Source organism: Pseudomonas bharatica CSV86 (genome assembly GCF_000319305.2).
Taxonomy (GTDB): domain Bacteria; phylum Pseudomonadota; class Gammaproteobacteria; order Pseudomonadales; family Pseudomonadaceae; genus Aquipseudomonas; species Aquipseudomonas bharatica.
Genome location: NZ_AMWJ02000002.1, coordinates 561,457 through 574,200, shown reverse-complemented (window position 1 = coordinate 574,200; position 12,744 = coordinate 561,457). Strand labels below are relative to the sequence as shown.

The following is a 12,744-nucleotide window of genomic DNA, read 5'->3' as shown; positions in this document are numbered from 1 at the left end:
TGTTGGCTGGGTAGTGTGATCACGCGAGCCCCTTCCCTATCCGGGCGGGGGCTTGTCGTTTCAGCGAGGTGGAAATGAAGCGTTTTGTGCTGGCTGGAATGTTGTTCGTGCTGGCAGGCCAGGCGCTGGCGGCGATGGCCCCGTGGTACCGCTGGGAAAGCCAGGCCGACGGGCGCCTGGTCTGTGCCCAGCAGGCGCCGGGTGAGGGCTGGAAGCGTTTTGCCGGGCCGTTCAACAATGCCGGGTGCCGGCCTTGATGGTGTCCTTGATGGCCTCATCGCTGGCAAGCCAGCTCCCACAGGGTTCTGCAGTGACTCGGAACCTGTGGGAGCTGGCTTGCCAGCGATGAGGCCGAAAAGGCTTGTACAAGGGGCGGGATCTTGCCGCCCCCGGCAAACCCACCGCCGGCAATTTGTCTTCCCCTTCCGCAGCAACCCTCCGCAAAACCAGCAAAACCCCGAAAACACAGGGCTTTTCCCGCCTTGCCAAAATCTGGTTCGAAAATTGCTTTCATCGCTCGACAGCAGCGGTGAACGGCAAGTGTTCGCCAGCCCAGCGGAGGAAGACTGTGGACAAGATGCTTTACGTGGCCATGACCGGCGCCAGCCAGAACGCGCTGGCGCAGAAGGCCCATGCCAACAACCTGGCGAACATTTCCACCAGCGGTTTCCAGCGTGACCTGGAGCAGGCCCGTTCGATGCCGGTATTCGGTGACAGCTTTCCGGCGCGGGCCTATGCCATGACCGAGCGCCCGGCCACTGATTTCAGCCCCGGTGCGCTGCAGGAAACCGGTCGTGACCTGGATATCGCCATCGGCGGCGACGGCTTCATCGCCGTACAGGCGCCGGACGGCAGCGAAGCCTACGTGCGCACCGCCAGCCTGAACGTCGACGCGGTCGGTGTCCTGCGTGCCGGCAACGGCATGCCGGTGATGGGCAACGGCGGCCCCATCGCCGTGCCGCCGGAGCAGAAGATCGAGATCGGCCAGGATGGCACCATCACCATCCGCGCCATGGGCGAAGGCCCGCGGGTGCTGGCCGAGGTCGATCGCATCAAGCTGGTCAACCCCGACCTGAAGACCATGACCAAGGGCCTGGATGGGATGATCCATACCAAGAGCGGCCAGCCAGCCCCTGCCGATGCCAACGTGCAGGTGGTGTCCGGTTTCCTCGAGGCCAGCAACGTCAATGCCGTGGAGGAAATGACCTCGGTGCTGGCGCTGGCCCGGCAGTTCGAGCTGCACGTAAAAATGATGAACACGGCCAAGGAAGGCGACGAAGCCATGGCTCGGGTTTTGCAAATCAGCTAATGACACAGGCGTAGCGCCGAAAAACAGGCGTACGAGGAGAACAGCATGCTTCCGGCTCTTTGGGTCAGTAAAACCGGTCTGTCCGCCCAGGACACCAACCTGACCGTGATTTCCAACAACCTGGCCAACGTCTCGACCACCGGCTTCAAGCGGGATCGCGCCGAATTCCAGGACCTGCTCTACCAGGTCAAGCGCCAGCCCGGTGCCCAGTCGACCCAGGACAGCGAATTGCCGTCGGGCCTGCAAGTGGGTACCGGTGTGCGTATCGTCGGCACCCAGAAGAACTTCATGACCGGCAGCCTGCAGACCACCGAGAACCCGCTGGACCTCGCGGTCAACGGCCGTGGCTTCTTCCAGATCCTGCAGCCGGACGGCACCGTTTCCTACACCCGTGACGGCACCTTCCACCTGAACTCCGACGGCCAGATCGTCACCGCCAACGGTTTCGCCCTGGAGCCGGCCATCGTCGTGCCGCCGGATGCCCAGACCTTCACCGTCGGCCAGGACGGCACCGTGTCGATCACCACTGCCGGCAACCCGGCGGCGCAGATCATCGGCAACATCCAGACCGCCGACTTCATCAACCCGGCCGGCCTGCAGGCCCAGGGCGGCAACCTGTTCCTGGAAACCGCCGCCAGCGGCGCGCCGCAGATCGGTACTCCGGGCCTCAACGGCTTCGGTACCACCATGCAGCAGACCCTGGAGAACTCCAACGTCAGCACCGTGGAAGAGCTGGTCAACATGATCACCACCCAACGTGCCTACGAAATGAACTCCAAGGTGATTTCCACCGCCGACCAGATGCTCTCGTACGTTACCCAGAACCTGTAACTGACGTGACCAAGGTCGCTATTTCGCTACTCGTTACACCGTGAGGTCAGAGTCATGAGCCGTTTGTTGTCCGTTGTCGCCCTGGGGGGGCGGTGTTGCTGGCTGGCTGCGTCGCGCCGACGCCCAAGCCCAACGATCCGTACTACGCGCCGGTGCTGCCGCGTACGCCCCTGCCGGCGGCCGCCAACAACGGTTCGATCTACCAGGCTGGCTTCGAGCAGAACCTGTACAGCGACCGCAAGGCGTTCCGGGTCGGTGACATCATCACCATCACCCTCAACGAGCGGACCCAGGCCAGCAAGAATGCCAATTCGCAGATCGACAAGGACAGCACCGCGAAGATCGGCCTGACCTCGCTGTTCGGCTCCAGCCTGACCACCAACAACCCGATCGGCGGCAACGACCTCAGCCTCAGCGCCGGCTACAGCGGCGACCGCGGCACCAAGGGTGATGCCAAGTCGGCGCAGAGCAACACCCTGACCGGTTCGATTACCGTGACCGTGGCCGACGTGCTGCCCAACGGCATCATCGCCGTGCGCGGGGAAAAGTGGATGACCCTGAACACCGGCGACGAGCTGGTGCGTATCGCCGGCCTGGTCCGCGCCGATGACATCAGCACCGACAACACCGTGTCCTCGACCCGGGTGGCGGATGCACGCATTACCTATTCCGGTACCGGGGCCTTCGCCGATGCCAGCCAGCCCGGCTGGTTCGACCGCTTCTTCCTCAGTCCGCTTTTCCCGTTCTAGGTTCGGGTGACCATGCTCAAGTTCAAGCAGTTCGTTGCCGCGACCCTTCTCCTGGCCGCAGCGTGCAGCGCCCAGGCCGAGCGGCTGAAGGACATCGCCAGCATTTCCGGCGTGCGTTCCAACCAGTTGATCGGCTATGGCCTGGTGGTGGGGCTCAACGGTACGGGTGACCAGACCACCCAGACCCCGTTCACCCTGCAGACCTTCAACAACATGCTCTCTCAGTTCGGTATCAAGGTGCCGCCAGGGTCGGGCAACGTGCAGTTGAAAAACGTCGCGGCGGTTTCCGTGCATGCCGACCTGCCGCCGTTCGCCAAGCCGGGGCAGGTGGTGGACATCACCGTGTCCTCCATCGGCAACTCGAAAAGCCTGCGTGGCGGCAGCCTGCTGATGACCCCGCTCAAGGGTATCGACGGCAACGTCTACGCCATCGCCCAAGGCAACCTGGTGGTAGGCGGCTTCGATGCCGAGGGCCGTGACGGTTCGAAGATCACCGTCAACGTTCCGTCGGCGGGCCGGATTCCCGGCGGCGCTTCCGTGGAGCGCGCCGTGCCCAGCGGTTTCAACCAGGGCAACAGCCTGACCCTGAACCTCAACCGTCCTGACTTCACCACCGCCAAGCGCATCGTCGACAAGGTCAACGAACTGCTCGGCCCGGGTGTGGCCCAGGCGGTGGACGGCGGTTCGGTGCGGGTCACTGCGCCCCTCGATCCGGGTCAGCGCGTCGATTACCTGTCGATCCTGGAAAACCTAGAGATCGATCCGGGCCAGGCGGTGGCCAAGGTCATCATCAATTCGCGTACCGGTACCATCGTGATCGGCCAGAACGTCAAGGTGTCGCCGGCCGCCGTGACCCACGGCAGCCTGACCGTGACCATCACCGAAGACCCGATCGTCAGCCAGCCGGGAGCGTTCTCCAACGGCCAGACCGCGGTGGTGCCGCGTTCCCGGGTCAACGCCCAGCAGGAAGCCAAGCCGATGTTCAAGTTCGGCCGGGCACCACGCTCGACGAGATCGTCCGTGCCGTCAACCAGGTGGGCGCCGCGCCCAGCGACCTGATGGCGATCCTTGAAGCACTGAAGCAGGCCGGCGCGTTGCAGGCCGACCTGATCGTGATCTGAGGAGCGCAACCGATGGATCTGCCCAAGAGCGCCATGTTCAGCACCGCCGACAGCGGTGCCTATACCGACCTCAATCGCCTCAATTCACTGAAGGTCGGCGACCGCGACAGCGAGGGCAACCTGCGCAAGGTGGCCCAGGAATTCGAGTCGCTGTTCCTCAATGAAATGCTCAAGTCGGTGCGTTCGGCCACCGATGTGCTGGCCAAGGACAACCCGCTCAATACCGAGACCACCAAGCAGTACCAGTCGATGTACGACCAGCAGCTGGCGGTGAGCCTGTCCCGCGAGGGTGGGGGTATCGGGCTGCAGGACGTGCTGATGCGCCAGTTGTCCAAGCAGAAGTCGAGCAGCGTCAACACCAGCCCGTTCCCGCGGGTCGATGTCGAGCAAAAGGCGCTGTGGGCCAGCAAGGTCGCCGAGCCGGTGCGCAGCAGCGAGGCTGGCGCCGGCAACCGCAACGATGTTGCCGCCCTCAATTCGCGGCGCCTGGCCCTGCCGGGCAAGCTGACCGATCGCCTGCTGGCGGGCATCGTGCCGTCGGCCAATGCCAGCGCGGCCACCACCAATACCGCAGCGATTCCCGGACGTACCACGGCCATGACCGACGCGGTGGTGAAGGGTGACTGGGAGCCGGCGCAAACCTTCGCCGCGCCCGGTTCGTCCATGCGCATCTACGGTCGCGCCGTGGCCCAGCCGCCGCTGGCGCCGGCGAAGAAAGCCTTCGATTCCAGCGACGACTTCGTCGCCACCATGCTGCCGATGGCCGAGCAGGCGGCCAGGCGCATCGGCGTCGATCCGCGCTACCTGGTGGCCCAGGCGGCCCTGGAAACCGGTTGGGGCAAGTCGGTCATGCGCGCCTCCGACGGCAGCAGCAGTCACAACCTGTTCGGCATCAAGGCCACCGGCAACTGGGAAGGGGATTCGGCGCGGGCGATCACCAGCGAGTTCCGCGACGGCCAGTTCGTCAAGGAGACTGCGGCGTTCCGCTCCTATGACTCGTACCAGGACAGCTTCCACGACCTGGTCAGCCTGTTGCAGAACAACAGTCGCTATCAAGAAGCGGTGAAGTCGGCCGATAACCCGGAACAATTCGTGCGAGAGCTGCAAAAGGCCGGGTACGCCACCGACCCGAACTACGCCAGCAAGATCTCGCAGATCGCAAAACAGATGAAGTCGTACGACAGCTACGCGGCGATGAGCCCAACGACGAAACTATAAGGTTTGAACCATGGCGAGTTTGATCAGCATCGGGATGTCGGGACTTGGGGCCGCCCAGTCGGGCCTGCATACCACGGGTAACAACATTGCCAACGCCGATGTTGCCGGCTATTCGCGCCAGCAGAACATCCAGACCACCAACGGCTCGATCCGCTACGGCCAGGTGTACATCGGTTCCGGTACCACCCTGGCCGACGTGCGCCGGGTGTACAACGCGTTCCTCGACAACCAGTTGCAGACCAGCACGTCGCTGAACAGCGACGCCGCGTCGTACCTGAACCAGATCACCTCGGTGGACAACCTGCTGTCCGACGCCAACACCGGCGTCACCGGCGCCCTGAAAAGCTTCTTCAGCGCGCTGCAGGGCCTGTCTGCCAAGCCCAACGACGATGCTTCGCGGCAGTTGCTGCTGACCAACGCCGAAGCCCTGGCCAACCGCTTCAACACCATCGCCGCGCAGTTCAAGGAACAGAACAGCAACATCAACGGCAACCTCAAGTCGATGACCGAACAGGTCAACAACCTGGCCAAGACCGTTGCGTCGCTGAACGAACAGATCGCCAAGGTCGGCGCGGTCAATGGCCAGCCCAACGACCTGCTCGACCAGCGCGACGAGACCATCCGCCAGCTCAACGAACTGGTCGGCGTGCAGACCACCAACCGCAATGGCAACATCGACGTGACCCTGGCCAACGGCCAGTCCCTGGTCCTGGGCACCAGCGTCAATGCCCTGAGCGTAGTGACCAGCACCACCGACCCGAGCCAGGTGTCGATCAAGCTGGCCTACAACAACACCACTGTGGATGTGACCAACTCCCTCACCGGTGGCGAGATCGGCGGCCTGCTGCGCTACCGCAAGGACACCCTGATCCCGGCGCAGAACGAGATCGGCCGCCTGGCCCTGGTCATGGCCGACAAGGTCAACACCCAGCTGGCCCAGGGGATCGACAAGAACGGTGAATTCGGTTCGGCGCTGTTCAACGACATCAACAGCGCCCTGTCCATGGCCGGGCGCAGCATCGCCATGAACGGCAACAGCGCTGGCTCGGGCAACCTCGACGTGGTGATCAAGGACACTAGCCTGCTCAGCACCAGCGACTACCAGGTGACCTTCACCAGCGCCACCAGCTACACCGTGCGCAAGCTGCCGGACAACACCAGCATGGGCAGCTTCGACCTCACTGATGATCCGCAGCCGGTCATCGATGGTTTCAGCCTGAATCTCAACGGCGGTGCGCTCAGTGCCGGCGACAGCTTCAAGATCACGCCGACGCGCAACGGCGCGGCGAATCTCGACGTGGTCATGACCGACTCGAAGAAACTGGCCATGGCTGCGCCGCTGGGTGCTACCGCCGGCGGCAGCAATACCGGCACCGGGGTGATCTCCCAGCCGGTCCTGACCTCGGTCCTGGATATCGCCGACCCGGCCCAGCGCCTGGAACTGCAGAACGGCATCAAGTACGGAACGCCGGTGCGCCTGGTGTTCGGCGACGAAACCGCCTCGCCGCAGACCTATTCGGTGGTCGATGCCAAGGGCAACGCCATCGGCAGCGGCACCTTCATTCCCGGGCAGAACAACACCCTGCAGATCAACGTGCCGATGGTCGATGCCTCCGGCGCGCCGGTGCTGGACGGCAGTGGCGTGCAGAAAACCTTCGCCTTCCAGATGGACATCAGCGGCGCGCCGAAGAAGAACGACAGCTACACCGTGTCCCTGACCGGTGCTTCGTCCTCGGACAACCGCAACGGCCTGAGCCTGCTGGAACTGCAGAACAAGCAGACCGTCGACGTCGGCAGCACCACCAAGGGCGTCAGCATCAGCGATGCCTACGGCAAGCTGGTGGAAAGCGTCGGGGCCAAAACCCAGCAAGCCAAGATGGATAGCGCGGCGACCGAGGTCATCCTGACCCAGGCCAAGGCTTCCCGCGACTCGCTCTCCGGCGTGCAGCTGGATGAAGAGGCCGGCAACCTGGTCAAGTACCAGCAGTACTACACCGCCTCGTCGCAGATCATCAAGGCGGCGCAGGAAGTCTTCAACACCTTGATCAGTGCGCTTTAAGGAGTCGTAGAGCATGCGTATTTCCACTTCCCAGTACTACGAATCCAGCGCCGCCAACTACCAGCGCAACTATTCCAATGTGGTCAAGACCGGCGAGGAAGCCAGCGACCTGATCCGTGTGCGCACCGCCGCCGATGATCCGGTGGGCGCGGCGCGCCTGTTGCAGCTCGACCACCAGAATTCGATGCTCGAGCAGTACGCCACCAACACCACGTCGGTGCGCAACAGCCTGAGCCAGGCGGAAACCACCCTGAACTCGATCAACACCCTGCTGCAGCGGGTCAATGAGCTGGCGCTGGGGGCGGGCAACGCCGGCTTTACCGATACCGAGCGCAAGGCCACCGCCACCGAGCTGGGCAAGCTCGAAGAGCAGTTGCTGAGCCTGATGAACACCCGCGACGAGAACGGCCAGTACCTGTTCTCCGGCTCCAAGAGCGATACCCAGCCCTTCGTGCGCAACGCCGATGGTACCTACAGCTACATGGGCGACGAGGGCGAGCTGAAACTGCAGGTCGGCGACATGCTGACCATGGCCGCTACCAACAGCGGGGCCAAGACCTTCCAGCAGGCGCTGAACACCAACCGTACCCAGACCACCCTGACCGCACCCACCCCGGATGACGGGCGCGTGCGTTTCACCGACGGGCAGATGTCCAGCGCCTCGGGCTACAACGACCAGTTCCGCAGCGGCCAGCCCTACACCATCACCCTGCTCAGCAGCACCCAGTTCAAGGTCACCGATGCCTCGGGTACGGATGTCACCGCCGATGCGACCAATGCCGGAACCTTCGATCCGAGCACCACGGGTGGCGTTTCGATCAGCTTCCGTGGCGTCGACCTGCGCCTGAACATCAACCTGCAGACCGGTGACACCAACCCGGATGCCGTGGTGGCCGGGCACACCTTTACCCTGGAGAGCAAGCCGGACACCATCACCGGCGTGCGCAGCCCGGGCAACGCCTCCAGCGCCCAGGTCAGCTCGACCCAGGTGGTGGATGCCGACAAATACGCCAAGGCGTTCCCGTCCGGTGGTGCGGTGATCAAGTTCACCAGCGCCACCGACTTCGAGCTGTACGCCTCGCCGGTAACCGCCGACAGCCGTCCGGTGGCCAACGGTACCCTGGCCGGTACGCCGCCGACGGCCACCGCTGCCGGTGTGCAGTTCGACTTCAGCGCAGCGCCTGCTTCCGGTGACCAGTACGTGGTGCAGGTCAACAAGCACCAGACGCAAAACATCCTCGACACCGTCGCCCAATTGCGCCAGGCCCTGGAACAGCCGATCGACGGCAGCACCGCCGGCCAGCAGCAACTGCGCGAAGCCCTCGATGCGGCCATCTCCAACATCAGCAGCGGGCAGGACCAACTTGGCTACACCGTGACTTCCATCGGTGGTCGGGGCAAGGCCCTGGACCTGCAGGAGCTGGCCAACGAGAGCCTGAGCATCGCCAACGCCAGCACCCAGTCGTCGATCCGCGACTCGGACCCGGCCGAGGTCATGACCCGCCTGACCTTGCAACAGACCATGCTCCAGGCGTCGCAGATGGCCTTCAGCCGGATCAGCCAGCTGAGCCTGTTCAACAGCCTGTAAAACCTGCGCTTGCGCCGCGTCCCCGCTACGGGCGTGGCGCGGCACAGCCGCCATTCCCCCAGTGCCAGGCTGTTCCGTTTCACCCGAGGGCGGTTCCTGGTCGAGAGTCTTCCCGTGAATCCAGCACCTCTTGTCAGCCTTGTCATTCCCGCCAACAACGCCCGTTTTTTCCGCGCGGCCCTGGTCAGCGCCCTGGCGCAGAGCCATGACCACCTCGAAGTGATCGTCTGCGACGAAGGGCGCGACGACGAGATCAAGGCCATCGTCGACGAGTTGGAACCCCTGGCGCGCTGCCCCTTGTATTACCAGCGCAACGCCCGGCCCCTCGGTCTGCCGCACAACCTGTTGGCGGGGCTGGAGCTGGCCCGCGGTGAATACGTACAGTTCCTTTGCGACGACGACCGTCTGCTGGCCGACTGCATCAGCAGCGAGCTGAAGCTGTACCTGGCCAACGACGACGTCAGCCTGGTCACCACTCGCCGCAGCCTGGTGGACGGCGAGGATTTCTCCCTGGCCCAGCGCCTGGAAAACAGCTGGTTCACCTGGGGCGACACGGTCTATCACGGCAGCGACCTGCTGGACTTCTTCGAAAGCAATCCGCTGAACTTCATCGGCGGTTTCAGCAACACCCTGATGCGCGCCAAGGACCTGAACGAGTTGCTGCCAGCGCTGGTCGAGGCCGGGTTCCACGCCCATATCGATTTCGCGCTGTTCGTCTGCCTGCTGCGACGCGGCAACCTGGCGGTGACCGCCCAGATCAACTGCATCGAGCGCATCCACCCCGAGCAGTTGCGCCGCCAGGCGGACCTGCAAGCCTCGCGCGCCAACGAGCTGCAATGGCTGCGCAGCATGTTCGCCGCCCGTCCGCCGGCCAGCGAGTCGTTCTCCGGCTGGGTGAAGATCCATGTCCTGCCGGTGGATGGCTCCAGCGTCGAGCGTGTCTGGGAAAATCTGTTCCTGGTCCATGTCTTGCGCAGCTTGCAGGCGATCCAGGAATCCCAGGTCGGCGACCACAGTGATACCTTCGCCGAGCTTTACAAGGAATGGCTCGGCTGCCGCCAGGACCCGCTGGTACTGCGCCGCTTGATGCGCCTGAGTGAGCACTGGGAGCGGCAGCCGCGGATTGCCGTGGTGGTACTCGACAGCGAGGGCGACAGCCAGGCGCGCCAGCGCACCCTGGACAGCATCCAGCGTCAATGCTACGGCGCCGCGAGCACCCTGTTGCTGGGTGCCGGCCGGCTGCCGGCCAGCCTCGATGAAAGCCTGATCGGCCGGGCGTTGCAGGACGACTGGGCGTTGCAGCTCAACGAAGTGCTGCCCGAGCTGGACGGCATCGACTGGTTCTGCCTGCTGCGCGCCGGTGATCGCCTCAGCGAGTTCAGCCTGATGCTGATGGCCGAGCGCATCGTGCACCTGGGCGAAATCGCCTGCCTCTATGGTGACGAAGGCGGGCTGGATGACGAGGTTTCCAGCGAGCCGGTGTTCAAGCCTGACTTCAACCTCGACCTGCAGCGGGCCTATCCCTTCACCGGGCGGGTGCTGGCGTTCTCGCGCGCGCATTACCTGGCGGCGGGCGGCTTTGCCGGCGGCTACCGGGAACTGGCGCCCCATGACCTGCTCTGGCGCCTGGTCGAAAGCCACGGCCCGCAGGTGGTCGAACATGTTCCGGAAGTCCTGGTGGAGTCGGCCTTCGGCTTCGCCGCCTGGCTGTCCTCGCCGGCCGTGGTTGCGGAAAATCCGCGGGTGCTCGATGCCCACCTGCGCCGCCTGGGCATGGACTATCGCCTGGAAAACGAGATGGGCAGCGCGATCAACCAGATCCGCTACCTGCATCCGACGCAGCCACTGGTGACCCTGGTCTTCAGCTTCCGCGACCAGGTCGCTGCGCTGGAGCGTTGCCTGGAAAGCGTATTTGCCAAGACCACCTACCCGAACTACGAAGTGCTGGTGATCGACAACGCCAGCCAGCGCGAGGAGTCGCGAACCTGGCTGGCGGCCATGGCGCAGATGGGGGCGCGCTTGCGGGTACTGGAGCTGGACGAGGAAAGCTCGTTCGCCGCCCAGCAGAACCTGGCGGCGGGGCAGGCCCGGGGCGAATACCTGGTGATGCTCGACGTCTTCACCGTGATAACCGAAGGGGGCTGGCTGGATGAGTTGTTGGCCCATGGCCAGCGTCCCGAAGTCGGCATGGTCGGTGCCGAACTGGTCAACGCCCACGGCCTGGTGGTCAATGCCGGCGGCATCCTGGGCATGCGTGGCGCGGTGTACTCGCCGTTCGTGGGCGAGGCGAGCCAGGCTGGTGGCTATATGCAACGGCTGCAGGTGGCGCAGAACTACTCGGCCCTGGGCGCCGATTGCCTGTTGGTGCGCAAGCAGTTGCTGCTGGAACTGGGCGGCTTGAACGACGCCGTCTTCAGCGCTGCCTTCAGCGATGTCGACCTGGGGCTGCGCATGCGCCAGGCCGGTTATCTCAGTGTCTGGACGCCCCGTGCCCGCCTGGTGCTGGACCGTCCGCCGGGCCCGGCCCGGACCCGCAGAAGGACGCCGAGCGCCAGGCCGTGCTGGTCCAGCAGCACGAGGCCTTCCAGCAGGCCTGGATGCCGGTGATTGCCCGGGATCCGGCGTATAACGTGAATCTCTCGCTCAAGGAGGCGGCGTTCCGTCTCGAGCCTGGGCTCAAGGACGGCTGGCAGCCTTTCGTCGGGCGTTCGCTGCCGCACATCCTCGCCTTGCCGATGAACAAGACCGCCGTGGGCCACTACCGGGTCATCAAGCCGCTGACCGAGCTGGAGGCGGCGGGCTGGGTGACGCAGCAGCAATACTTCGAGATTCCCACCAACGTCGAGCTCGCGCGCAGCGCGCCCGACGTGGCGATCCTGCAGGGGCGCTACACCGAAGGTTTCATCAAGGAAATCGAGCGGCTCAAGACCTACTCGAAGGGCTTCGTCATCTATGAGCTGGACGACTACGTGGTCAAGGTGCCGAAGAAGAACGGCCACCTCAAGCACACCCCGCGTGACCTGGAGGGTTCGCTGCGCCGCGGCATTGCCCGTTGCGACCGCCTGGTGGTGTCCACCGAGCCGCTGGCCGATGCCCTGAGCGATACCCACCGCGACATCCGCGTGCTGCCCAACATGCTGGCCGAGGAACTCTGGGTCGGCCAGCGCGCCCGGCGCCGTACCTCCAGCAAGCCGCGGGTAGGGTGGGGCGGCGGTACCAGCCATACCGGCGACCTGGAAGTGATTGCCGAGGTGATCAAGACCCTGGCCAACGAGGTGGAGTGGATTTTCTTCGGCATGTGCCCGCCGGCCTTGCGCCCCTACATCCACGAATTCCATCCACCGGTCGGCCTGGGTGCCTACCCGGCCAAGCTGTCCAGCCTCAACCTGGACCTGGCGCTGGCGCCGCTGGAGTTCCACATCTTCAACGACTGCAAGAGCAACCTGCGCTTGCTGGAGTACGGCGCCTGCGGCTACCCGGTGATCGTCACCGACACCGCCGCCTACCGGGGCTACCTGCCGTGCACGCGGGTCAAGACCAACTCCACCGAGGAATGGCTGGACGCGATCCGCATGCACCTGGCCGACCCTGACGCCAGCTACCGCATGGGCGACCAGTTGCACGACGAGGTCATGCGCAACTACGTGCTGCGGCCGGAGCATGTGCAGGTGTGGTATGACGGCTGGATGCCGGGGTGATGTTGCGGCCTCGATGGCCTCCAACACACAATCTCCCACTCCCATCCCAAAGACAGTTGCTCCCACAGGTATCGCGGACACCGCCGAACCCTGTGGGAGCTGGCCTTGCCAGCGATGAGGCCCGAAAGGGCGCTGCAAATCTGGCGCGTTTCCTGCAAGTCCCCCTCCTAT

At 64.5% G+C, this 12,744-nt stretch carries 8 protein-coding genes and 2 pseudogenes; all 10 read left to right on the top strand.

Going from position 1 to position 12,744, the window contains the following annotated elements; all coding sequences use genetic code 11:
• Positions 1–74: 74 nt before the first annotated feature.
• The 10 genes and pseudogenes from CSV86_RS16295 to CSV86_RS33045 all read left to right on the top strand — a co-directional run bounded on the left by CSV86_RS16295 (position 75) and on the right by CSV86_RS33045 (position 12,573).
• The gene (locus tag CSV86_RS16295; RefSeq protein ID WP_009402932.1) at positions 75–257 is read left to right on the top strand and encodes a hypothetical protein; all 183 of its coding nucleotides are present in this window, start codon (positions 75–77) and stop codon (positions 255–257) included.
• 311 nt (positions 258–568) lie between these two features.
• On the top strand, positions 569–1,309 hold the full coding sequence (flgF, locus tag CSV86_RS16290; RefSeq protein ID WP_009402930.1) for a flagellar basal-body rod protein FlgF: 741 nt from the start codon (positions 569–571) through the stop codon (positions 1,307–1,309).
• A 45-nt stretch (positions 1,310–1,354) separates the two neighbouring features.
• The gene (flgG, locus tag CSV86_RS16285) at positions 1,355–2,140 is read left to right on the top strand and encodes a flagellar basal-body rod protein FlgG (protein WP_009402928.1); all 786 of its coding nucleotides are present in this window, start codon (positions 1,355–1,357) and stop codon (positions 2,138–2,140) included.
• A 54-nt stretch (positions 2,141–2,194) separates the two neighbouring features.
• A pseudogene (gene flgH, locus CSV86_RS16280) lies at positions 2,195–2,889 on the top strand (flagellar basal body L-ring protein FlgH).
• Between the two features lie 12 nt (positions 2,890–2,901).
• Positions 2,902–4,010 (top strand): annotated as a pseudogene (locus CSV86_RS16275) (flagellar basal body P-ring protein FlgI).
• Positions 4,011–4,022: 12 nt separating this feature from the next.
• Positions 4,023–5,228, top strand: coding sequence for a flagellar assembly peptidoglycan hydrolase FlgJ (gene flgJ, locus CSV86_RS16270; RefSeq protein WP_009402922.1), 1,206 nt, complete (start codon positions 4,023–4,025; stop codon positions 5,226–5,228).
• A 10-nt stretch (positions 5,229–5,238) separates the two neighbouring features.
• Positions 5,239–7,287, top strand: a complete 2,049-nt coding sequence (gene flgK / locus CSV86_RS16265; protein WP_009402920.1) for a flagellar hook-associated protein FlgK — start codon at positions 5,239–5,241, stop codon at positions 7,285–7,287.
• A gap of 13 nt (positions 7,288–7,300) precedes the next feature.
• Entirely contained in the window at positions 7,301–8,875 is a 1,575-nt protein-coding gene (locus CSV86_RS16260) for a flagellar hook-associated protein 3 (RefSeq protein ID WP_009402918.1), read from the top strand.
• Positions 8,876–8,989: 114 nt separating this feature from the next.
• Positions 8,990–11,482 carry a glycosyltransferase family 2 protein gene (locus tag CSV86_RS16255; RefSeq protein WP_311985844.1) on the top strand — a complete coding sequence of 831 codons (2,493 nt, stop codon included), beginning with the start codon at positions 8,990–8,992 and terminating at the stop codon, positions 11,480–11,482.
• On the top strand, positions 11,434–12,573 hold the full coding sequence (locus CSV86_RS33045; protein ID WP_311985843.1) for a glycosyltransferase family protein: 1,140 nt from the start codon (positions 11,434–11,436) through the stop codon (positions 12,571–12,573). Before CSV86_RS16255 ends, CSV86_RS33045 begins: the two co-directional genes overlap by 49 nt.
• Positions 12,574–12,744 lie beyond the last annotated feature (171 nt).

Coding starts and splice junctions, on each gene's coding strand:
- flgJ (WP_009402922.1), top strand. CDS start 4,023: ATGGATCTGCCCAAGAGCGCCATGTTCAGCACCGCCGACAGCGGTGCC.
- flgG (WP_009402928.1), top strand. CDS start 1,355: ATGCTTCCGGCTCTTTGGGTCAGTAAAACCGGTCTGTCCGCCCAGGAC.
- flgK (WP_009402920.1), top strand. CDS start 5,239: ATGGCGAGTTTGATCAGCATCGGGATGTCGGGACTTGGGGCCGCCCAG.
- CSV86_RS16260 (WP_009402918.1), top strand. CDS start 7,301: ATGCGTATTTCCACTTCCCAGTACTACGAATCCAGCGCCGCCAACTAC.
- CSV86_RS16295 (WP_009402932.1), top strand. CDS start 75: ATGAAGCGTTTTGTGCTGGCTGGAATGTTGTTCGTGCTGGCAGGCCAG.